This is a genomic window from Mycobacterium sp. PS03-16 (assembly GCF_004570325.1).
Taxonomy (GTDB): Bacteria; Actinomycetota; Actinomycetes; order Mycobacteriales; family Mycobacteriaceae; genus Mycobacterium.
On the sequence record NZ_SPQO01000001.1, the window covers coordinates 273,996 to 297,099 of the forward strand.

A 23,104-nucleotide genomic window follows, 5' to 3' on the forward strand; every position below is an offset into this window, starting at 1 on the left:
CCGCTACAGCCGGCCCACGGCACGCAACCCTACGACGGTGTCGGCGATCGTCTCCGCGGGCTCGCGCAGCGTGATGCCGAGGTCGCGTTCGGCGGGGGAGTCGTCCGACGGCGGCATCTGCGTGTAGTACTGCATCGCAGCGGAATTGATAGGCGTCTCGAACGGCAGCTGGTCGCCGATCACGTCGAACACCCGCCCGACGGTGCGCAGCGCGATGTCCGGGACCGGGTAGACCAGCACCGTGCTGTCGGCGCCGGAGCCGATCAGCGCCGCCAATTCGTCGACGGCCACGCGCTGCCCGCCGGCCATGTAGCGCCGCGGGCCGCGGCCCGGCTCGAGCAGCGCGACATGCAGCGTGGCGAGGTCGCGCACGTCGACCACGATCCACGCCGCGCCGCGGCCCGGCACCCCGCGCATCTTGACCGCGGCCTCCACGCCCTCGGCGGCCTCACCGAACTGATCTCCGGCGGGCGGCCCGAGCACCATCCCGGGATAGGTGATGTTCACCGGAGCGCCGGCATCCTGCAGGCCGCGTGCGTACGCCTCGACGGCCGCCTTGGAGCGGCCGTAGCCGTCCGAGCCGCCGGTGACGGGCAGGTCGGCGTGCAACATCTCCAGGCCCGGCCGGAACAGTGCGGTGAAACTCGAGACGTGGATGATCGGATCGATGCCGGCCTTCGCGGCGCCGCCAAGCACGTACCGCGCGCCCTCGAGGTTGGTGCGCAGCATCTCGTCAGCCATGGCCGGATCGGTGGAGACCATGGCGGCGCAATGGATTACCGCGTCGCAGCCGGCCAGCGCCTCGGCCGTCGAGTCAGGGTCGGCGATGTCACCCACGACGTAATCGCCGATGTCGGCGCCGATCTTCGCGGCGCTGGTCTCGAGCCGCTCCGGCTTGCGCACCAGGAACCGGGTCCGGTGTCCGGCGTCCTGCACGGCCTTGGCGGTCCACGCGCCGACGAAGCCGGTGCCGCCGGTGATCAGAACCTTCATCGGATCCTCACTGTCGCGGGGACGGGAACGCTTCCGGACACTACCGGCCGGTGAGTCGTACGGTGTGGGGAAGGAGGCACCCATGCCCGAGACCGCTGAAGTCCTCGTCTTCGACGTCAACGAGACACTGCTCGACATCGAATCGCTGACCCCGTACTTCGCGCAGACCCTGTCCGACCCCGGGGCCATGCGCGAATGGTTCGGTCAGCTGGTCATGCACTCGATGGCCGTCACCCTGTCCGGGAACTACGTCGATTTCTCCACACTCGGCCGCGCCGTCCTTGCGATGCTCGCCGACGTCCGCGGCGTCACCGTGACCGAGGCCGACCTCGAGGGTCTGACGACCGCGATCGCGTCGATGCCCGCCCACCCCGACGTCGCCGAAGGCCTCGAGATGTTGCGCACCAACGGCTTCCGTCTCGTCACGCTGACGAATTCACCGCCGCATCCCAGCGGCCGCAGCGGGGTCGACCGAGCCGGGATGGGTGAGTTCTTCGAGCGGCAGTTCAGCGTCGACTCCTGCCGGGCGTTCAAACCCGATCAGGCGGTCTACCGACAGGTGCTGCGCTCGCTCGATGTGCCGCCCGAGCGCTGCCTCATGGTCGCCGCCCACATGTGGGACACGATCGGCGCGCAAGCGGTCGGCATGCGGGGCGCATTCATCCGCCGCCCCGGCAACGCCGTCCTCGACCTCGCGCCGGTGCCCCACCCCGACATGGTGGCCACCGACCTGATCGACCTGGCCCGCCAGCTCAGCTCTGCGCGATGAGCGGGCTGATGACGTCGCGCGCGAACTGCGCCGCGTTCACCTGCGGGCTGCCGTCGGGGTAACTCACCGTCGCCAGCACGTTCGCCCCGGCATCGATGAAGTTGCCGTCGGCGCGGTCCTGATGGGTCGACGACGTCACCAGAATGATGCCCGACGTCCCGGCCTCCTCGGCCAGCGGCACCGAGAACCGGGCGTTCTGCACGGTGCTGTTCGCCCTGTCCTCCACGATGATCCGGTGCGCCGGGAAGCCGAACAGCAGCAGCATCCGGCGCATCGCCGCGGCCTCGGTCACGCCGTTGCGGGGGTTGCCGCCCGTCACGATGATCGGCGACTGCGGGAAGAACTGCGCCACCGTCAGTCCGGTCAGCACCCGCCGCCGCAGGATCGCCCGCATGCTCCCGTCCGGTTGCAGCCCGTAGCCCAGAATCACGATGGCCGGCTTCGAGAAGTCCTTGACCGCGACCGCCGGCTGGGCCTGCGCCACCGCGGGGGTGAGGTCACCGACCGCGAAGCCCAGCGCCAGCACCATGGCCACGACGGCCGTCTTCCATCGACTGCGCATGTGCCCTCCGAGGCGGGTGGGGTCGCTGTTGCTGTCGATGTGATCGTGAACTGATGTTGATTCGTTACGCGGACAGACCGGCTCAGCCGCGCTCGACGATGTTGTCGCCGCTGTTGTTGATCTGTGGCTCACCCGAGCGGAACGTCACCCGGTTCTCGAAGCCCGAGGCGCTGATGACGTCGGCGTTGTCGACGATCACCTCGTTGTCCATGCCCGACACCGTCACGCTCACGCAGTGCCCGGTGATGGTCACCGTGTTGGACACCCCGCTGACACTGATCACGCTGTCATTGCAGGCGACCCGCTTGTCGCCCTCCACACCCGCGATGCTCAGCTGCCCGCCCGCAGGCGCCTGCTCGACGACGTTCGGGTCGCCGGTCGGCAGGCCCGGCGCGACGACGATGGGCAGGTCGTCGGTCGGGCCGACCTCCCGGGTCTGGTCCAGTGCGCCGCCGCCGCCGGCGATCGTCGGCCGCCCGGTCACCCCGTCACTGCCGGAACCGAGATTCGCGAAGTAGATCGCCACCCCGGCGCCCACCACCAGCAGCGCCAGCACCACGACCACCAGCACGATGACCCCGGCCTGCGACGGGCCGCCCGAGGGCGGTGCGCCCGAATATGGCGGCGGCGCAGGGGGATACGGCTGCGGTGCGCCGGGGTACGGCGCATGGGCGTCCGGATGGGGCGGAGGCGGCGGGTACGACCCGGCGACCGTGTAGGGCTGCGTGCCCAACTCGGAGGCCTGCGCCCGGTCGGCCAGCGGGCGTTCGAGGTCCCGGATACGCGCCTCAGGGTCGTCCTGCGGGTTCATGCGCAGATAGTCGCACACGCATCACACCTGCTCAATGGGTCAATTGCGGACCTGCGCCACCACCGCCGCGCCGGCCACGAGCACCGCCGCGACCGCGGCCGTCACCGACAGCGCCGCACTGTCCCGCTGCGCCGCGCCGAGGGCGATCGCGATCAGCGCCCACAGCACTCCCGCGACGTAACCGATCGTCCCGCGCAGCACCACCGTCACCGACAGTGCCGCAACGGCCGCGGCGGCCAGCACCACGAACTGCCACATCACCGACGAGGCCGACCATCCGGTGTAGATCAGCGCCGCCGCGACATTGGCGAACACCGCGATGCTGCTCCACCCGAGGTACAGCCCGAACGACACCGTAGCCAGCACGCGCAGCCACCGAGGACACGTCAGCTCCGCGGCCCGCCGAACCAGCAGCCACATGATGTGCAGTAGCGCGCCGGCCATCACGACGAACACCCCGACACTGACCCACAACCAGTCCTGCGCCGCCACCACCAGCCACACGCTGAACCCGACGAACACCACGCCGGCGTCGACCAGCACGTCGGTCTCCCATGACGACCCGAGCCCGTAGCGCACGACGCACACCGCCGTCACCGCACTCAGCAGCGTGATGAGACCCCACAGGCTGAACGCGTAACCGGCCGGCGTGACCAGCGCCTGATTCGTTGCGCCCGAGGACAAGAAGTCACCGGCCAGCGCCCGCGACACGGCCGGGGCGGCGAGCTGGCTCACCGCCAGCACGGCGGCGACCCACCGCCAGACGGTCACCGACGGAGCGCTGGACCGGGCCACGGGTGCGGTGCTCATATCCGGTATTCGCGGCCGCGGCCCGCACGGATGACAACGCGCGTTGCCGATTTGCTTGTGATCGGACTCACTCTCGCGCTAGATTGTGTCCGCCACCACAACGAAAGGGCCGATCATGGATGCGGTAAACGACGGTTCGCTTGCCCCCGTTCAGCCCGTCGCGGCGCGGCGCCCGAAGCCCGCCGACCACAAGACCATCCAGTCGGTGCTGCTGACCGTGGTGTTTCTGCTCGGCGTCGTCGGCGTCGTGGGCGCCCTGGTTCTCGGTGCGCAGACGGCGGCCATCATCATCGCGTTGATCTCCAGCGCAATCATCATGGGCACGGTGTGCTGACGCCCTGATCCCCAGCGTGCCGCATACCATCACGCGATGGACTCTCGGCACGTACACATCGACAAGCAATCGCCCGCGGCCTACAAGGCCCTGATCGGCGTGTCGACCAGCGTGACAACGCTGGCCCGCGAGTCCGGGCTGCCGCGCACGCTCGTCGAACTGGTCAACGTGCGGGTGTCCCAGCTCAACGGCTGCCCGTCGTGCCTCGACGTCCACCACCGCCGCGCCGACGAGGCCGGCGTGACGGCCAAGCAACTCGCGACGCTGTCGGTGTGGCGCGACACCGAACTGTTCGACGAACGCGAGCAGGCCGCGCTGCGGCTGGCCGAGATCACCACCACGCTGCCCGACCACGACACCGCCGAGCGCGAGTACGCCCGCGCCCGTGAGGTGCTCAACGAGGACGAGGTCTCGGCCGTGATCTGGGTTGCGACGGCGATCAACGCGTTCAACCGCGTCTCGATCCTCAGCCGGCACACCGTCCGGCCCTGAGGCCTGTCGTTTGCGCTCAGGGCTGTGCCGGCGCGCGCTTCACGACACCGCGTGCAATAACGGCGGGCAACCCGACGGCGTCACCGACCCGCGAGTCCCGCCGCGCACGCGATCGCCCACGCCACCTGCGGGTGCCGGATGTCGCTGTGCGCGCCACTGAAGGCTGACTGGTTCTCGTTGATCACCGCGTTGCCGTCGAGTGCATAGAAGTGGCCCGGTTGAAACGCGTAGGCGGTTCCGGCGTCGGTCAGCGGCGCTGTGTGCGCGTTGGGCACGTGCTGATATCCGTCGTGCCCCACCGCGCCCCAGCGGTACGTCACCGCCTCCGCCGCCTCGGCGTCCTGCCGTGCCAGCAGGCTGGCCGTCGGGTACCACCACCCCACCGCGCGGTCGGCTTCGGTGAAGGTGGCGAGAAGCGGCCCGTCCACCCGGTTGGCCATCTGCGCCAGGGCGCCCGCCCGATCCCGATCGAACGGAAGCGACGGTGAGAACGCGAAGTGTGAGAACGCACCCTGGATGAGCGTCAGAGATTTCACCGGGGTGCGGTCCGACGTCGGCAACCCGGCCAGCGCGTAGGACACCAGGCGCGCGCCGAAGCTGTGCCCCACGAGGTGGATTCGGGGCGCGCCGCCGAGGCCCCGCAGGCTCGCCAGCAGCGGCCCCAGGCCGTCCTTGCCCACCACTCCTGCCCGGTTCTTCATCTCGTAGTAACTCAGCGTGCGCAGGACCTCCTTGGCGCCCTTCCACAGGCCGGAGAAGACGTTCCCCACGCCCTGGGCATCCGAGTCGGTTGTGGGTGCCATGGTGGCGCCGTGGCCGAGGGCCGTTGCGGTCGGCGCAGTGAGCAACGATGACTCCCCGGCGTCCTCGTCGGACTGAGGGGCGGTCGTGACCAGACCCTTCGCCATGGTGTGGAAACGGTCGAGCTCGACGGAATCCTGAGGCTTGTCGTCGAGCAGCTGCCCCATCGTCTCGAGGTCACCGCGCTGGTCCGGGAACGCGGGCGCGATCGCGGCGACCAGTTCCGTGCCGGTCGACGGCACCGGCGGCGCGGTCGCCGGGTCGTCGTCGGGGAAAAGCAACGACGGCCAGATGATTCCCGCAGCGGCGCTCGACGACCGGGCAGGGCCGAGTTGGTCGGCGAGCATCGTGAACATGGCCTCGTACAGGCTGCGTGCGGAGGCGACTCCGTTGTTCCAGCCGTGCGAGAACACGAACAGATCGGCGATGGCACCGTTGGCCACGGCGGCGGGCAGTCCGCCGTCACCGTGTCCGGTCTGGGTGTCGAGGCCGCCGCTCGCATCGAAATGCAGCTCGTAGTAGGGCAGTCCGTTGATGGTGGCCATGATTCCTCGCTAAGTGCTGGTGAGTGCGCGCATCAGATTGACGAGGCCGGCGCCCTGGTAGAACGGGTGCCGGCCGAGATCGGTGGCGGTGTCGACGAAGATCTGCCTGACCCGGTCGGGATGACCGATGAACTCGGAGCGGGCGGACAGGAACGCGGCGATGGCGCCGGACACGTGCGCCGCGGCCATCGAGGTTCCGCTGTCCTCGATATAGCGCGCAGTCTCCGCTGATCCGGGCGGGTTCTGCAGGGGCGGCACCCCGTCGGCCATCTGCCCGGTGGCGGCCGACGTGATCCGTTCGCCAGGCGCCACCACGTCCGGCTTCATCCGGCCGTCCAGTGTCGGCCCCTTGGAGGAGTCGAAGGTGACGCCGTAGGTGTGGGGACGATAGCGGTGGACCGACCCGACGGTGATGGCGCCGGCCGCGTTACCCGGGTCGGTGATCGTGGACAGCTGACCGTAGACATTGCTCACCGCGCCCGCCACCGTCGCCCCGACCCCGCCGCCGACCGTGCCGGCGCCGAGGTTCCCTGCGCTGACCACCGCGGCCACGCCCGTCCCGACGAGCAGATCGAGTTCCCGGCACAGCGGGCTCTGTCCGGCACCGTAATCCCTTGGCAGCCAACCGCATCCCAACGACAGGTTCACACCGTGGATGATCAGGTCACGGCCACCGCTGTTGGTGTTCCGCACGTACTCCAGGGCATCGATCACCACGCTCGACACCGTCTTGCCCTTGTCGTCGAGGACCCGCAGGCTCACCAGGTTCGCCCGGGGCGCCACCCCGCACAGCGAGATACCCGCAGGCAGCGTTCGTGACACCCAGCGCGGCAGGTCCTGCGCCGTGGGTTCGTTGGTGGCGATGCGCACGGCCGCTCCGTCGGACGGGGATTCGCCCGCGATGATGCCGGCGACGTGCGTTCCGTGGCCGTAGGGGTCGGTCAACGGAGCGCCTGTCGCATTGCTGTTCGAAGCCAGGGTGAAGTCGCGATGCAGTGTCTTGACGGCGTCCGCGGTCAGGGTGCCGTGCGTGGCGAAGTGCGGGTGTGTCCCGTCGATCCCGGAATCGAGAACAGCCCACACGATGTTGCCACCGTCGCAGCGAAAGGTCCGCGAGGCGGCGTCGGCCTGCATCGTGGTGAGCGAGCGGTCCAGCTGGGCTTCGATGACGAAGTCGGGCCAGACGTGATAGATCAGCTCGACCGCCTGGCGTCGGGTCGACGAAGTGGGAGTCACGCCGCCCTCGACCAACGCCCTGACTTCGTCCGGGTTCAGGGCGCACCGCATGTAGTGGCGGCCAACCTGCACCGGGCGCTCCTCGAGCTCGGGGAAGATCCGCTCGAAGTAGGCGATGAATCGACGGCGCGTCGAGGCGAGGTCGGTGCCGGCGCCTGCCCGCAGTTCAACGAGCACCAGTGTCCTGCCGTTGTCCTCGTCGGAGAGCAGGGTCTCCTTCGCGTCGTCCGGGATCTCCGTCAACGGCTGCAGAAGGAGCGGACTGACCATCTGGCCGCGGGGCCCTCGACCTCGTGGCAGTCCGCTTGTCATGACCGGTCCCCCCGATCGATCGCCCGGTGACGTGTGGAGCATCGTGTGCGGTCCACTATGCGAATTGACGCTAACTCCTGCAGCCTCCGTTGGGTGGGTTATTCGCGACGAATCCACTGCCATTCAACGCGCTGGGTCCGGTGATCGGACGGAATGGGTTCAGCTGCCCCGCAACGGAATGCGGCCGTACCGCAGCGTTGGGGCGGCCCGGCAACGTAGATAAGCGAGCTAGCTAAAATCGGCGATATTTGCAATACCAATTATCCCTTTCGCGAAGTCATGACATCGGCTCTAATTATCGGTGGCGCGGCGGTGCGCCCGCCACGAGCCATTGACGCGACTGGGGGTGTGCGGTGGCCAAGGCCTACTTCATCGGGGGCGGATCGTATTCGAGGTACGACACCGCCGCGGACAAGATCGACGCCGGGTACCCCAAACCGATTGCCAACGGTTGGGCCGGGATCGATCGAACGGCTTTCGCCGGTGGCTGGGACAGTGCGGTGGATCTGGGCACCGGGAAGCTCTATGTGTTCCTCGGCGGCGAGTATCTTCGGATCGATCAGGCGACCAATTCGGTGGACTCCGGATATCCCCGGCCGATCGCGGGCAACTGGCCGGGGATGGCGGAGGCCGGGTTCGGTGACACCATCCAGGCAGCGCTCAACTGGGGCAACGGCAAGGCCTACTTCTTCCGCGGCGACGCCTACGTGCAGTACGACATCGCCTCGGACTCGGTCGACGCGGGCTACCCCGCGTCGATCGCCGCCGACTGGCCGGGTTTCGCGGAGACGGGTTTCGGGGACAACATCGACGCGGCGATCCTGTGGGACAACGGCAACGCGTACTTCTTCAAGGGCGACCAGTACGTGCGGTACGTGGTCGGCAGCGGTGTGGCAGAGGGTTATCCGCTGCGCACGGGCGATTACTGGCCGGGATTCGATGCCGCAGGCCTGGCCGGCCACATCGACACGGCGTGGCTCAAGCTCACCGGCGGGGGCGGGGGCAGCAGTGGCGGCGGCGGAGGACATACCGCGGTCACCGGGCTGGTGCCCGGCGATCACGTGTGGTTCTGGAACGGCAATATCTCCAAGGCGCAGGACATCCCGCGCTTCGACTGGTTCGACGGGCTCAACGGGATCCGCCTCAATCCGCACGATCCGACCGACTACGGCGGGCACGGCAAGGAGATCCACAACTTCGTCGTGCACGCCAACGGGATGATCCGGCGCGGTCAACCCCACATGATGGGCTTCGCGGGCACCTTCGCCTGGCTGGACAACAATCCGGGCAACATCACCGGTGTCCACAACGGGACGAACTGGGGCCAGTACCCGAACAAGTTCAACTGGCACAGCTTCCTCGTGTTCCCCACCGAAGAGGCGGGCCGTGACGCGATCCGCCGGGTGCTTCTGGAAGGCGGATACCCGGCGAAGACCAAGGGCGCCAAACAGTGGCCCGCGGGCCGATACCGCGACCTCGGCATCACCGAGGCGTTCCACCGGTGGGCGCCCGCCGGTGACGGCAACAACAAGCCCGATATCTACGGCGCGAAAGCCGCTCAGGCCGCCGGTGTTTCGGAGGCCACCGCGATCGGCACGCTCAGCCCGGAGCAGATGAGCGCCGTGCAGGATGCGGTCAAAGACATGGAGGGCTGGGTTCCCGGTGACGAGTGGCATCGCGACGACCCGCGGGTACCCGCGCAAGTTCGCGCGGCCCTGGCGTAGGAGGCGACGATGGGTGCTCCGTTCGCGTTGGACATGAACGGTGTCTTCGATGTGGGCGGGTTCACCGCCGCGCTAGGCGGCCCGGGTGAGGGTGGCCACGCCGCACAGCACGAGTGGTACAACCACTTCGGAATGGACCTCGGCGCGGACCCCGGCACCGTCGTGTTCGCGGCGTTCGACGCCCACATCACGAGGTTCAATCCGCACAATCCGGCCCAGGACGGTACGGAGATGAACCGGTCCTACGGTGCCCAGCTGTTCATGCGCGCCCACAACGATCAGATGGGCGCGTTCTACACCCACATCAGCGATACCCCACCCGGACTCGCAATCGGATCCCACGTGTCCCGGGGCGACGTGCTCGGCACGGTGTACGAGTTCGGCGGCATCTCGCCCCATGTCCACATGGCGTTCGTCGAGATCGTCGGTGCATTGGTCCCCGCCAATTACCGCGGCGTCGACAGCCTCTACACGCTGATGCAGAACATCTCGGTCCGCGACTCCGTCACCGTGAACTTCTCCCAGGACGGCTCCCAACCCTGGGTGAGTTGACGGCGCGCGAACGGAATTTCGGTGGCGATGTAGAAGGGGCGACGGGTGGCCGACAGCAACGGCATGGCACTTCTGCGGTTGCTGCGGCGCACCTTGACCGACCTGCTCACCGAGGCCCTCACCGAACTCCGACAGACGGCGGGTCTGCCGGGACTCGGTCCGGCCGGACCGGAATGGACGGGTTGCGGTTTCGAGGACCGCCTGCTCGCTCCGATCGCGGCCGGTGCGGGCACGGCCGACCCGGTGACCGCGCGGGTCATCGCCGCCCTGGGCAGCCTCGCTCGGGTCGGCGGACCGCAGGTGCGGGCTGCCGGACTGTTCGGGTGGGCGCCGGATCCGGCGTCGCCCCCCGAAGACCGGGGAATCGCCTGCGCGCTTCGTCTGGCGCCCACCGGGGGCGACTTCGCGGTCGCACTCGCCGTCACGGATGTCGGTTTCCGGCCGGTCATCGACGTGGTGGCCAGCGGGGACGCCGCGCAGTCGGTGGCGCTGCCGATCGACGGCGCATGGTCCATCCTCGCGGACGGACGCGCGGGCACCCTCCTCGAGATCCGCCTCCCGGACTCGGGCGCCGCCACCGTGGTACGCGGATCCGACGGCGCCCACGTCCGCATTTCGTTATCGCACAGCGGGTCCGGACCCGGGCCCGGGCCCGGCGTCGATCTCGGCCACACCGCGGTCACCGCAACGGTGTCGGTGTCGGGCGGTCTCCCGGCTCTCGCCGGCGGCCTGCAGATCAGCGGTGGTGAGGTGCGCATCGCGCCGGGTGAGCTGTCGTCGTTGCTGCCCGCGCCGGCGCCAACGCCGCTCGACGTGGGCCTGTCGTTGTCGGGCGTCGATGGCATCGCCATCGCCGGCAGCTCCACCCTCGCGGTGCGGCTTCCGACCGGCGCCTCGGTGCCCGGCGTCACCACCGGACCGCTGGATGTCGAGCTGATGCCGGCACCTGACGACGTCAGCGTGCGTGTCCGGGTCCGGTGTGCGATCGCCCTGGACCTCCCCACCGCTCCCATCCGTCTCGACATCGACGGCAACGGTTTCGAGGTCCCGTTCCGGCTGGGCGGCGGATCGCTCGGCTTCGATCCGAGCGGACTGCGGAGCAATGTCCCGACCGGGGCAGGGGTCGCACTGTCGCTGCCCGTGGTCAGCGGTGCGGGCCAGCTGTCGCGGTCCGGTGACGGTTACCGCGGCATGCTGGCCGTGCAGATGCCTCCGCTGGCGGTCAGCGCACTGGGCGCCCTCGACATCCGCACCGGCGCGTTCGTGGTGGTGCTCGGGGCGGTGTTCCCGCCGCCGGGCGTGCAGATCGGCCTGGGATTCGCGATCACCGGCGTGGGCGGGATCGTCGGCGTCGGCCGGCGTATCGACAGGGATGCGCTCACCCGCGCGGTCCAGGACGGCACCGCCGCCTCGCTGCTGTTCCCGACCAACCCGGACGCCGCCGCCCGTGACGTCGTTCCGATGCTGGACCGCCTCTTCCCACCGTCGCCGGAGTCGGTGATCGTCGGGCCGATGTTCCAGATCAGTTGGGGCGGGCGCCTGCTCACCGGCTCGGTGGCGCTGATCGCGGAGCTGCCGGATCCGGTTCGGCTGTCCGTGCTGGGAAAGGTTCTGCTCGCGATACCCGACCCTGCACTCCCGCTGATCAAGTTGCAGATGACGTTCTTCGGCCAGATCGATCCGGCGGTGCCGAGCCTGTCGATCCTGGCCAGCCTCACCGACTCCACGATGGCGGGCATTCCGATCACCGGTGACATGTTCGTGCTCGTGCAGGGCGGTCCCGACGCCAACGTCGTCGTCTCGGCCGGCGGCTTCCATCCGCGGTTCACCCGGCCGCCCGGCGTCCCTCCACTCAACCGCATCGCGATGACGCTGTCCTCGGGTCCGTTCCTCCAACTGCGCTGCAGCGCTTACGTCGCGGTCACGTCCAACACGTTGCAGTTCGGTGCCCTCGCCGAACTGGTGGCCGAGGTCGCCGGATGCGGACTGCGGGGGCATCTCGGCTTCGACGTGCTGATCCAGTTCTCCCCGTTCCGTTTCGTCGCCGAGATCTCGGCCGCGGTCGCGGTCGAGGTGTTCGGCGAGACGCTGGTCGGGATCGCGCTGCGGCTGACGCTGGAAGGACCGGGAGGCTGGCGGGCGGTCGGCCGTGGTCGGGTCGACCTGTTCCTGTTCAGCGCCTCCTTCGACTTCGACGAGGTGTGGGGCGGATCGGCCCCGCAGGCGCCGGCGGCCCCCGACATCGGCGCAATACTGGCCGACGCGCTGGCCGAACCCGCCGCCTGGCGCGCATATGCGCCGGACCCGGCCGGCCTGCCGGTCCAGCTCACGGCCGCCGCGGGAGCGGCGCTCGCCGACGGGGCGGTGCTGCACCCGCACGGATCACTCTCGGTGCGGCAGAGTCTCATTCCGCTGGGCATCGACATCGACCGCTGCAACCGCATCCCGATCCCGCCGCAACGTTGGGACATCGCCAACCCCGTGCTCGGGGACGGTCGGCCCGCCCCGGCCGCCGGTGAGGAGCGTGAACAGTTCGCCCCCGCGGCGTTCGTCACCATGCCCGACGACGCTCAACTCAGCCGGCCCGCGTTCGAATACTTCCGCGCCGGAATGAGATTCGTCGCCGGTGAGGTGACGACCGGCGAGGAACGCGGCGCCGAGTTCGAGTACGAGACCAAGGTCATCTCGCGGCGGTTCCGACTCGGCAGCCGGATCGCCGTCACCGTCGGAAACCTGGTCGAGGCGGTCGAATCGGTGTCGGGCGCCGCCTTCGACGACCCGCGCTGGTGGCGCACCGCGAGGACCGCGGTGACGGTCACCGACACGCCCGCCTACGCCGTGGTTGACGCCTGGTCGTTCAGCGAGGCCTCCGACGTCGCCCCGGTGTCGCGCAACACGACCGAACTGCACCAGGCGGTCACCGCCGCGCGGCTCGCCGATCCTCGCCGCCGCGTCGAGGTGGCCGAGGCATGGGAGGTGGCGGGACTGTGACCACCATCAGGTTCTCCTCGTGGGCGCAGACCGCGGTCGGCCGGGCCGTCGTCACCGAAGACGCCCCGGGCGGGCTGCCCGCCGCCGGGTTCACTCCGGGCATCGACGTCATCGCCCCCGACGGCACCGCCACGACGCTGCGCATCCCGGCGCCGATGTCGATGCTCGGTCCCGAGAGCGTCGCCGGCCTCGACGGCCGGGCGGTGGTGCGCACCGATCCGCCCGCGGGGGCCGCCGACGTCGAGGACAACTACCTGGTGTCGGTGGATCTGCGGCCCGTTGAGCTGCCGTGGATGTTCACCCCGGCCAAGCCGAGGGACGGACGACTACGGCCGTGGATCGTGCTCGTCGTCGTCGAGACGGTCTCCAGCACACTGGTCACCGGTGACCCGGTGCCGACGCTCAGCGTCGACGTCGGTCAACTACCCGATTTGGCCGATTCGTGGGGCTGGGCGCACGTGCAACGCGCCGACGATCCGGCCGAGCAGGTGGCAAGGCTGCTGTGTCCGCGCCGGCTGCGGGAGTCCACCCGGTACCGCGCCTGCATCGTGCCCGCGTTCGGGTACCTACCGGCCATGCGGTCGTATTCTCCTGCGTGGCTGGCCGACCAGATCACGCCGGTCAACCTGCCGGTCTACTACTCATGGGAATTCGGCACCGGTCTGAGCGGAGACTTCGAGCATCTCGTGCGCCGGCTGGGCCCGGCCCCGAAGGAGCGCACCGCGACGCTCGGAACGGTGTCGGTCGACGTGCACCGACCGTGGGTCAGCGACGCGCCCTTAGCGGGTGCGCCGCAGCCGGCGCCCTACCCCGTGCCGGGTGCGCTGGGTCAGCTCGACCTGGACGGGCCGCCCGCATCCGTACTCGACCAGTCGGTGACCGCTGACTTCACCACGCGGATCACCGCACAGTGCAACGCCGCCGCCGGTTTGCTCGACGAGCAGCAGGGTGACGCCCCTGTCGCGGTCGCCCCGCCGATCTACGGCGGCCGCCACGTCCTCGCCGAGGAAATCGGGCCCGCCGCCCCCGGCGCGGAGTGGCTCTCGACGCTGAACACCGCGATACCGACGCGGATCGCCGCGGGACTGGGCGCCGAGTATGTCCGCCTCAACCAGGAATCGCTGATGGCGCGGGCCTGGGAGCAGGCCGGAGCCATCCGCGAGGCGAACCGCCGGCGCGCGCTCGGCCAACTCGTCGAGGGTGTCACCACCGCCCTACACGACAAGCACATCGCCAATCTCGCGCTCGGAGAGGCGATGTCCGTCGCCGCACCGGCCGCATCCCGAGTCCGGCCGTGGGGTGCGCCGGGGCCGCCGCTGGCGACGGCGATCGAGGTCAGCGTGATGCCGACCGGCGCGGCGTCCACCGCCTTCGCCCGAATCATGCGCGCCGGAGGAACCATCGCCCGGGCGACGTCGACACGGTCGGTGTCCATCATCGAACGAGCCATCTCCGGTGCGGTGCCGGTGCCGGCGATGCGCCCGACACCGCCGTTCACCGTGTCCGAAACGCGGGCCGAGACCGCCCCCGTGACGAAGGCCGCGCTGATCGCCCAGCACGCGGTCATCGCGGCGACCGAACTGCGGCGCCTGCAGGCAATCTCCGACGTCGCCCGCCTCAGCGGACTCGCCGCCGAGGCGGACACGCTCACCTCGACGCTGGCCGGCGCGGGTATCGACGCCGCCGTGATCCGCCGCCGCGGTGGGGTGACGCTGCGCACGATGATCGCCCCGCACCTCAATGAGGTGACCGCCGGGATGGCCGGCGCGAAGGTGCATCTCACCCGGACGAACCGGGTGGGTGCGGCGGTCACCGACATCGGTGTGCAACTCGACGTCGACGCGCTGCGGGACACGCTGCTCACCGCCCTGACGCCCGGAGACCGCATCGCCCGCGCGGTGGCCGCCCGGATCAGTCTGCCGGAACGGATGGGGCCGGCCGTCTCTCTCAGCCCGGTGCTCGACCATCCGACGTTCCCTGCGCCGATGGCGCTGGCGCTGCGGGATTTCGCGCCGGACTGGTTCCTGCCAGGGATCGCGGACTTCCCCGCCGAGTCGGTGACGCTACTCGGGGTCAACAACGCCTTCATCGAGTCGTTCATGGTCGGGCTGGCGCACGAGTTCAACCGCGAACTGCTGTGGCGGGAGTATCCGACAGACATGCGCGGCACCGCTTTTCGGCGCTTCTGGCCCACACCCGGCGACGGGGCGGACATCGCGGGGATCCACGAGTGGACCGGACCCCTGGGCAGCCACCTGACGGTGGGGCAGGACACGATCGCGGTGCTGCTGGTGCGCGGCACGGTGGTGCGCCGGTTCCCGGCCATGGTGGTGGCCGCGGCGCCCGCACTCAGCGGCGTGGCCGGCGATCAACCGGTCGCCAACGACGACACCTCCTCCTGGCGGGCGCCGCTGTTCGCGCTCCCCATCGACGAGCAGACCATGGCGTACGCGTTCCAGATCCCGCCCGCCGAGCTGCGCGCGCTGCCCACCCCGGCGCAAGCCGGCTGGTTCTTCGCGTTCCAGGAGAACTCCACGCGGATGCGGTTCGGATTCGACCTCGGTGACGGGGCCGGCGCCGATCCGCCGTACACGACATGGGACGACCTGACGTGGACCCGGGTACTGACAGCGCACCCCGACGGGGCCCGGATGTTCGCCCGGGCCGACGCCGCGCTCGCCGCGCCCGAGCAACCCGGTGACAGGCAATGGAACCGGGACTCGACCGACATCGCCAGAATCGCCCTGCAGAAACCATTTCGGATGTTGATCCACGCCTCCGAACTCGTGGGCCGCTGATGGCCGCGCACACCGGCGTCGCGGCACAACGCCGGGCCATCCGCGCAGCCCGCCTGGAACGGGAGGCCGCCTGGCGCGAGGTCTACAACAGCACAGCGCACGCCGACGACATCCACGAGCGCACCCGCACGATGCGCGACGACTACGCGGCCTCCGTGTTCGGGCAGCCCTTCGTCGAGGCACGCACGCAAGCCGAGAACCGCAGATCCAATGCCCGCGACCGCGCGGAGGCGGCCGAGCGGCGGGTGGAGGAGGTCGACGCTGCCTGGGACGCGGAGACCGCCGCCGACCCGCTGTGGCCCGACCGCGGTGACCTGCCGCTGGTCTTGCTGCCGGTACGCCTGGAGACGCTGTACCGGCCGGCAGAATCCGGCGGCGCGGAGCTGTGGATCCGGGTGTACCCCGACGACATTCACATCGACAGCCACGAGACCGCGCTCACCGCCGCCGAACGAGCCCTGGCACAACGGTATCTGGAGGTGGTCGGGGCACCCGGAGTCACCGACGACGCACGCGCCACCGCCTGGGCCGAGGTGGTGGCCGGCGTCGGCGCGGACCGCGGGCTGTGGGCGGTGGAGTGTCTGAGGTCGGGCGCCGACGGCGGAGCGAAGGATGCGACGTGGAGCCGCGCGCCGATGGCGCGGATGATGCCGGACCACTTCACGTTCTCGGGATACCGCAGCGGCCGGTTGATGTGGCGCGTCGACGGCGCCCCCGTACCGGCGCAACTGCCCGCCGGCTTCGCCCCGCCGGGAATCGACCAGGACGACGGCGAGGTCACATCCGGTCGCGTCCGCTGGCAGCGGGCCAGCCGGTGGCTGGTCGACTTCGACACCGCCGTCGACGCCGGGATGGCGGTCCGGGTACCGCTCCACGACCCGGACCTCCACTACGACCTGGTGACAGTGGTCGGTACGGGCTCCGCCGACCCCGACACCGCCGCCCGCGAGATGGGCGCCCTGCTCACCGCGCACAGCTACACCACCGGGCTGTCGGTACTGCCCGCCGGAACACCGACGAACAACACTCCCGCCAGCAGATCGGGGTGGCACTCCCGGCCCGCACCGCGCAGCCCCGATGATGTCGCCGCCGCGCGCACCGCCGCGGCGGCCGAATCGGCATCGCAACGCATCGCTCATGCGCTCGGCATCGACCCCGCGGCGACTTCGGCGGCGGTGGAGGGCGGCGCCGGAGACCACGACGACCTCGCCGCCACCGCGCAGCGCTTCATGGCCGGCCTACTGGGCAACCTCTCGGTGGACTGGATGCCGTTGGGCTCGGATCTGACCGGAGTGTCGACCGACCTGAGTTTCCTCGCCGAACACTTCACCTCATACGTGCGCAGCCGCGGACCGCTACCCGTCCTGCGGATCGGGAGACAGCCGTACGGCCTTCTGCCCATCACGCCGACCGACCTCTGGCGTGGCGACGACGTCCACGAAGCGATCGTGTACATCGCGTCGTCGATACTGTCGTACTTCAAGGAGAACGTGCACCGGGCGCAGCGGGTGGGCGCAGGACCGGATCAGGATGCGGCGATCCTCGACCTGCTCAGCCGTCGCCCGGCGTCCACCCGGATCCGCTACATCGCGGACCTGAAGATCGACTCCTTCTCGCGGATGTTCATGGTGCACCCCCCGGCAACCTTCGGAATGGCCATGGCCGACATGAACATTCCGTTCTCGGCGCGCGGTCCCGTCGGTATGGCGCCGCCCGGCTTCGACTTCGCGGCGGCGGTGCAGCCGACCCCGGAACTGCTCGAATTGGTGAACAGCCGACCGCTGCATGCGTATGCGGAGGTGGTGCACGAGACGCAGGCGTTCGTGGCGGGCCTGCCACCCGAAGGGCAGGGGGAATGGCCGCCGGAGTTGATCGCCAAGATGCAGGCGGTGAATGCCTCGGCGGCGCAGCTGGATCCGTCGACCAGCGGCCTGTTCTACCAGCTCGGCTTCCCGCTGTTCCGCACCCTGTGGTGGCTGTCGCTGCTGTACCGGTTCCCGTCGGGGATGCCTGAGGACCACGCCGCCCGGCCGGCGGCGCTGGCGCTGCAGCAGGCGACCGTCGCCGCGCTGGAGCTCGAAGCGATCGCCGGGCAGCGTCTGGCCGATCTCGAGCGGGCGCTGTGCGAAAGCCTGGACACCGTGACGCACCGCGTCGACGCATGGGCCACCTCGATGGCCACCGCGCGGCTGGCCCGTATCCGCGACGACAACCCGACCGGGCTCCGCGCCGGCGCGTACGGCTGGGTCACCGACCTGCAACCGCTGCCGCCCGGCCGCCGGTCTGCCCGCGACGGCTACCTCGTCGCCCCGTCGTTGCACCACGCCACCACCGCGGCCGTGCTGCGGGCGGGATGCCTGGCCCACTCGGATCCGTCGGCCTTCGCGGTGAACCTGACCTCGACGCGGGTGCGCACGGCACTGCGCACCCTGGAAGGCATCGAGCGGGGACAGACACTGGACTATCTGTTGGGTTATCGCTTCGAGCGGGGACTGCACGACCGGCAACTCGATCACCTCATTCCGGCATTCCGCCGGCACTACCCGGTGACGCCCCGCGCCGATACGGATGTCGATGCCACCGCCACCGCCGCCGTGGCCGCCCGCCACGTCGTCGACGGTCTGGCCCTCAGCCGCGACCGGGCCCTGTTCGATGCAGGCAATCCCACCGTCGCGGTCGGCGCCGACCTGATCGCGGTGACCGAGTTGATCGACGACGTGGCCGACACCTTCGACGCCGTCGGCGATCTCCTTCTCGCCGAGAGCGTGCACCAGATCGTCGGAGGCAACCCGCTGCGCGCCGGTCTGGCCGCCGATATGGGCACCACCGGTCTGCTGCCCGCCGACTACCAGGTCATCTCCACTCCGCGCAGCGCCGACACCGTCTCCTACGCGGTGGGCGCCGCGCTCACCGACGAACTCGACCCGGCGAGCCGATGGGACGGCGGCAACGGGCTGGCCCGACTGGAACCCGCCCTGGAGAACTGGTGCCGGATTCGGCTCGGCGCGCCCGACCGGTGGGTGTTCGGGTGCCTCCGCGCCGACGGCTCCGCCACGACGGTGTCGTTGGCCGATCTGCGGGCCGGCGCGTGGGAGGTCATCCGAACCGCCGACTCGGGTGCCGGTTCGACGTTCGCGCGCCGGCTGCTGGCCGCCGCCGGCGCCACCGCATTCATCGACGACAGCGGCCTCGACGACCTCGTCACGCTGGCGGAGGCACTGCGGTCGGTGATCGCGTCGAGCGCCCCCCTGGCAGGGTCACACTTCGATCCGGTCGCCGACCCATGGGCCGCGGCCGATCTCGACGAGATGGCCGGCCGGCTCGCCGGATGGTCGAGCGCGGTCCGCGACGCCCTCTCCCGCTGCACCGGGGATCCGGGCGGCGCCGTGGCGGAGCTGATCGGGTGCGGCGTGGCGGTGCCTGCCGACATCGATCTCACCGACACCGCGCATCTCACTCAGGTCGCACCGCGCATCGCCGCGTCGGTCGCCGAACTCACCCTGCCCGACCAGGTGCCGGCACCGCCGTCCGGTGTCGCTCGCGACTCGACGAACACACTGGAGTGGATCAGCACGGTCACCGCGGCGGTCACCGACATCACCGGAGGGGGGATCCGCGTGCTGCCGCGACTGTCGTTGTCCAGCAATGGCCTCAGTGCGCTGTGGGACGCCGAGCACCGGCCCGCCGGTGCTGACGGTGACCGGCTGGCCGACTGGCTGCGCGACGTCGGCCGGGTACGGCCGGCGGTCAGGGCGTTCGGTGACACCCTGGCGGCCGCCGAGATGACCGGCGGCGCCCGCGCGGCCGGCTTCGACGTCACGCAGGCGCCGGCCACTGTGCGCCCGCCCTGGATCGCGGTGAGCCAGGGCACCGCCCGCGCGTGCACGGTGCTGTCCCGCGACGACGACTCGCCCGTCGCCCAGCCCGCCACGGTGACCGGCTTCGTGTGCGACTCCTGGTCCGAGGCGCTGCCCCGGACCGGTCACCGCCCGGGCACCGCGGACGAGGTGGCCGGCATCGCCTTCCACACCGCACGTCCCGATGCCCGGGCACCTCAGGCGGTTCTCGTCGCGGTACCGCCGGACCGCGGCCGCGGGTGGCACGCCGAGGACGTGCACGCCGCGGTGGAGGAAGCCCACGAACTCGCCCGGGTGCGCGGTATGGACCTCACCGATCTCCCCGAGCTGCGCGGCACCATGCCGCCCACCATCGAGGGCGGCGACTTCACCCTGAACCTGCCGGGCTGACCGAGGGAGCACGAATGTCCGTCAGATTCGAACCGCTGCCGCGCGATCCGAGCCTCGACGACGGAGTGGCCGCCCGTGTGCACGACCCGCTGTGGTTGCTGTGCCGGCAGTGGCAGTTCGGCGAATTCCGCGGCGAGGACGCCGGATCGATCGCGATGGTCGATGTCGAGGTCGACACCCACCGGGTCGACCGGTTCCGGGTCGGCGGGACCGGTGACTGGCAGGCATACGACCCGTCGACCGCACCGCTGGAGCGCATGGTCGAGCAGGAACGGACCGACCCGTCGTCGGATCCCCGGCTCCGCACCGAAGGCGGCGTCCGGCTCGCCCGCCAGCTGACCGACGCCGGCCTCGATCCCACTCCGTGGCGCCACCGCTACGCCTTCGAGGAACCGGTACCCGAACGGGCCGCGCGCGGCGTCAATCGTCTGCTGCGGAGCCGGATCGGCGACGGAACTCGCATCGCCGCCGGTCTGCGCAGACTGCTCGATCCGGCGGCGTCCGCGGGGGAGCTCAACGCCCTCGCCGTGGCCCCCGACCGGCATGCCGCCGCACAGGCCATCGCCACGGACTGGTTGAGCTGGTGGGACGCCCGGGTACCCGCGGTCACCGCGGGTGAGCACCGGATGCCGGCGACATGGGATGACCACCGGCTCGAGCACGCGTTCTCGCTGTGCGCCACGGGGCTGCTCGACGTCGAGTTGCGGGCCACCGAGTACGACGGGGGACGCCTGGACTGGTGGTCCATGGACGTCGTCGCACCCGACGCGCCACAACCCGGATGGGCACCCGATCGCCTGCCGCTGAGCGGCATTCCCGCGCCTGCAAGCTTCGGTGGAATGCCATCGGCACGGTTCTGGGAGATGGAGGACGCGACGATCGACCTCGGCGCCATCGACGCCGCGCCGCACGACCTCGGCCGGCTGCTGATGGTCACCTATGCGACGGTGTACGGCAACGACTGGTATGTGGTGCCGGTGCGGCTGCCGGTCGGTACGCTCTGCCGGGTCGCGACATTCACCGTCACCGATGTCTTCGGCTTCTCTGAACCGGTGGGGCCTGCCGCTGCGGACAGCCCCGAGTTCAACGTGTTCGGGCTCTCGGATCCGCGCCTGCCCGGCGGCGCCAGCCCCTGGTTCCTGCTGGCGCCGGCGCTGCCGGCAGTGCTGGAGAGCGCGCCCGTCGAGCACGTGCTCATCGCGCGCGACGAGATGGCAAACCTGGCCTGGGCGGTCGAGCAACACATCGAGGACGACGCCGGCCTACCGTACGACCGTTACAACGCGATGATCCGACCGCCGGCACCGGTCGCGGGCGCGATGCGCGCTTATCAGGTCGACTCGTTCGTCCCGGAATTCTGGTATCCGCTCGCCCCCGAGCACGTCGACGAGGGGCGGGAAGCGGTGCGGCTCCGCCTCATTCCGATGGCCCGCCGGGTGGCCACCGCGGACGGCGCACCCGCCGAGGTGAGCATCGCGCGGCCGCTCGGCCACATCCTCGAAGCCGCGCGTGGAGCCGGATCCTTCTGGCTGCACGAGGAGGAGGTCCCGCGAGCCGGTGTGGACATGGTGCGCACCCATCAACGTGCCCGGTGGCATGACGGGTCCGTGCACACGTGGGCTGCGCGACGCAAAGGCACGGGCGCCGGGGAGTCGGCCAGCGGTCTGCGCTTCGACACTGTGACGGGGCGCTGACATGGCGATGGGGGCCTCCACCTGGTTTCTCAGCCCGCAGAGCCTGGTGGCGCGGGTCGACGTCGTCGACGGCAATGCGACGTGGACCGGCCCCGGCGATCTCGCCGAGGTGTTTCCGGCGCTGCTGTGCTTCGGGGTGAACCGCGACCGGCTCGTTCAGTTCGCCGACCACTTCGTCGGCAGGGTCTCCGCGGTACAGCAGACGGCGGTGAACGAAGCGGTCTTCCGGGTCGACGTCCGATCGTGGCGGGAGGGCATGCAGACCGACTACAGGCGGAACGTCCGGCTCGATCTGGCGACCGGCAAGGTCATCGAATATCCGGCCATCTTCGACACGTCGCGGAAAACGGAGGGTTGGCGCGAATATCAGATCCGCGACCACAGCACCTGGAGTGTGTTCAACGCGGTCACGCGCCAGCTCATCGTCGAGCACAACTGGAGTGACGCCGTATTCGCGCTACCGAACGGACAACGCGTGGGGTTGCCTGCCGACGGCTCGACGATGGGCGTCGACCGCGGGAAGCTGTTCGTCAAGACCACCGAGTCGGCTTCGGCGTACCGCGTGTTCGATCTCGACAACCTGACCACCGACGGCAAGGTCAAAGGGCAGTACGGCGGCATCGAGAACCCCACCGGCTTCGAGCCGATGTTCACACTCGTCACCGACCCCGACGCGTGGGGGGAGCGTGGCCCGGCCGGTGACATCGACCGGAAGATGCTGATGGCGGTCAACGTCGCCGCACACAACGCCGGCGCGAACGCCGACTTACTGCTGCGGATCCTGCACGCCGAGAGCGGCATACGCACCGGTGCCTACCACCCGTCGGGCCGGTACGGCTTGCTGCAGCTGACCGCCGAACAGCTCGCCGCCGCCGGCTGGGCCGACTCCCCGGACGCCTATCTCGATGCGGGGGCGGCGCAGCTGCCGGTGATCGCCGCACACCTGCGGAGAATCGGTGTGCCCGAGGAGACCGACGAAGCCGGACTGTGGCTGTGCCACCTTCTCGGACGGGTGTACACCGCTGAGGATCTGGCGACGCCGGTGGCCACCGCGAACGGCGTCCGGCCCGACATCTGGGCGACCCATGCGGTCGCGGACATGGACGGGGACGGGGTTCTCACCGTCGAGGATCTGCACCGGTATCTGCGGTCGCTACGTCGCGACCCCCGGCTCGTCGACGTGCAATATCGAATCGGCCGGATGTCGGCCGTGGTGCCCGACTGGCAGGATCTCACCGAGATCAACGAGGGTGACGACATGGGCGTGGTGCGCCCCAGCGCGGAGTCGCTCGGCCTGCTGGTCGGCGTCGTCGCACTGCAGAACCACCCGGGGTTCCACCATGAGCGGGTGGTGTCGATCGACCCGGCTCCGGGAACGCTGCAACGGCTGGTGGATCCCGTCACGGTGCAGGTCAACTTCGAAGGGTGACTTC

General features: G+C 70.1%; 16 protein-coding genes. 10 read left to right on the top strand and 6 right to left on the bottom strand.

What is annotated here, in order from left to right:
* Positions 1 to 3 precede the first annotated feature (3 nt).
* The gene (locus tag E4P42_RS01290) at positions 4 to 993 is read right to left on the bottom strand and encodes an SDR family NAD(P)-dependent oxidoreductase (protein ID WP_135122535.1); all 990 of its coding nucleotides are present in this window, start codon (positions 991 to 993) and stop codon (positions 4 to 6) included.
* An 82-nt stretch (positions 994 to 1,075) separates the two neighbouring features.
* Here E4P42_RS01290 and E4P42_RS01295 point away from each other — a divergent pair, with 82 nt between their 5' ends.
* On the top strand, positions 1,076 to 1,762 hold the full coding sequence (locus tag E4P42_RS01295; protein WP_135122536.1) for a haloacid dehalogenase type II: 687 nt from the start codon (positions 1,076 to 1,078) through the stop codon (positions 1,760 to 1,762).
* On the opposite strand, the gene E4P42_RS01300 is transcribed toward E4P42_RS01295, so the two are convergent.
* The 3 genes from E4P42_RS01300 to E4P42_RS01310 form a co-directional block, all read right to left on the bottom strand.
* Positions 1,746 to 2,324, bottom strand: a complete 579-nt coding sequence (locus E4P42_RS01300) for a YdcF family protein (protein WP_135122537.1) — start codon at positions 2,322 to 2,324, stop codon at positions 1,746 to 1,748. The genes E4P42_RS01295 and E4P42_RS01300 overlap by 17 nt on opposite strands.
* A gap of 82 nt (positions 2,325 to 2,406) precedes the next feature.
* The gene (locus tag E4P42_RS01305) at positions 2,407 to 3,135 is read right to left on the bottom strand and encodes a DUF3060 domain-containing protein (protein ID WP_209305663.1); all 729 of its coding nucleotides are present in this window, start codon (positions 3,133 to 3,135) and stop codon (positions 2,407 to 2,409) included.
* A gap of 39 nt (positions 3,136 to 3,174) precedes the next feature.
* The gene (locus E4P42_RS01310; protein ID WP_135122539.1) at positions 3,175 to 3,945 is read right to left on the bottom strand and encodes a hypothetical protein; all 771 of its coding nucleotides are present in this window, start codon (positions 3,943 to 3,945) and stop codon (positions 3,175 to 3,177) included.
* A gap of 85 nt (positions 3,946 to 4,030) precedes the next feature.
* Here E4P42_RS01310 and E4P42_RS01315 point away from each other — a divergent pair, with 85 nt between their 5' ends.
* Entirely contained in the window at positions 4,031 to 4,279 is a 249-nt protein-coding gene (locus tag E4P42_RS01315; protein WP_245233838.1) for a hypothetical protein, read from the top strand.
* A gap of 36 nt (positions 4,280 to 4,315) precedes the next feature.
* Positions 4,316 to 4,771, top strand: coding sequence for a carboxymuconolactone decarboxylase family protein (locus E4P42_RS01320; protein ID WP_135122540.1), 456 nt, complete (start codon positions 4,316 to 4,318; stop codon positions 4,769 to 4,771).
* Between the two features lie 80 nt (positions 4,772 to 4,851).
* On the opposite strand, the gene E4P42_RS01325 is transcribed toward E4P42_RS01320, so the two are convergent.
* Both E4P42_RS01325 and E4P42_RS01330 read right to left on the bottom strand, forming a co-directional pair.
* Positions 4,852 to 6,117: a serine/threonine protein kinase gene (locus E4P42_RS01325; protein ID WP_135122541.1), complete on the bottom strand. Its 1,266-nt coding sequence runs from the start codon at positions 6,115 to 6,117 to the stop codon at positions 4,852 to 4,854.
* A gap of 9 nt (positions 6,118 to 6,126) precedes the next feature.
* Positions 6,127 to 7,623, bottom strand: a complete 1,497-nt coding sequence (locus tag E4P42_RS01330; protein WP_135122542.1) for a S8 family peptidase — start codon at positions 7,621 to 7,623, stop codon at positions 6,127 to 6,129.
* A gap of 395 nt (positions 7,624 to 8,018) precedes the next feature.
* On the opposite strand from E4P42_RS01330, the gene E4P42_RS01335 reads away from it, so the two are divergent.
* The 7 genes from E4P42_RS01335 to E4P42_RS01365 are packed head-to-tail and all read left to right on the top strand — an operon-like array spanning position 8,019 to position 23,100.
* Complete coding sequence (locus tag E4P42_RS01335; protein ID WP_135122543.1) at positions 8,019 to 9,389, top strand: hemopexin repeat-containing protein; 1,371 nt, start codon at positions 8,019 to 8,021, stop codon at positions 9,387 to 9,389.
* Between the two features lie 9 nt (positions 9,390 to 9,398).
* Positions 9,399 to 9,941 carry a peptidoglycan DD-metalloendopeptidase family protein gene (locus E4P42_RS01340; RefSeq protein ID WP_135122544.1) on the top strand — a complete coding sequence of 181 codons (543 nt, stop codon included), beginning with the start codon at positions 9,399 to 9,401 and terminating at the stop codon, positions 9,939 to 9,941.
* A 45-nt stretch (positions 9,942 to 9,986) separates the two neighbouring features.
* Positions 9,987 to 12,932: a DUF6603 domain-containing protein gene (locus E4P42_RS01345; protein ID WP_135122545.1), complete on the top strand. Its 2,946-nt coding sequence runs from the start codon at positions 9,987 to 9,989 to the stop codon at positions 12,930 to 12,932.
* Positions 12,929 to 15,730, top strand: coding sequence for a hypothetical protein (locus E4P42_RS01350; RefSeq protein WP_135122546.1), 2,802 nt, complete (start codon positions 12,929 to 12,931; stop codon positions 15,728 to 15,730). The genes E4P42_RS01345 and E4P42_RS01350 overlap by 4 nt, the downstream gene beginning before the upstream one ends.
* Positions 15,730 to 19,977 (top strand): hypothetical protein, encoded by a 4,248-nt coding sequence (locus tag E4P42_RS01355; RefSeq protein ID WP_135122547.1) that lies wholly within the window; start codon positions 15,730 to 15,732, stop codon positions 19,975 to 19,977. The genes E4P42_RS01350 and E4P42_RS01355 overlap by 1 nt, the downstream gene beginning before the upstream one ends.
* 14 nt (positions 19,978 to 19,991) lie before the next feature.
* Entirely contained in the window at positions 19,992 to 21,671 is a 1,680-nt protein-coding gene (locus tag E4P42_RS01360) for a hypothetical protein (RefSeq protein ID WP_135122548.1), read from the top strand.
* Position 21,672: 1 nt separating this feature from the next.
* A complete protein-coding gene (locus tag E4P42_RS01365; RefSeq protein ID WP_135122549.1) occupies positions 21,673 to 23,100 on the top strand; it encodes a hypothetical protein in 1,428 nt (475 codons plus the stop codon).
* Positions 23,101 to 23,104 lie beyond the last annotated feature (4 nt).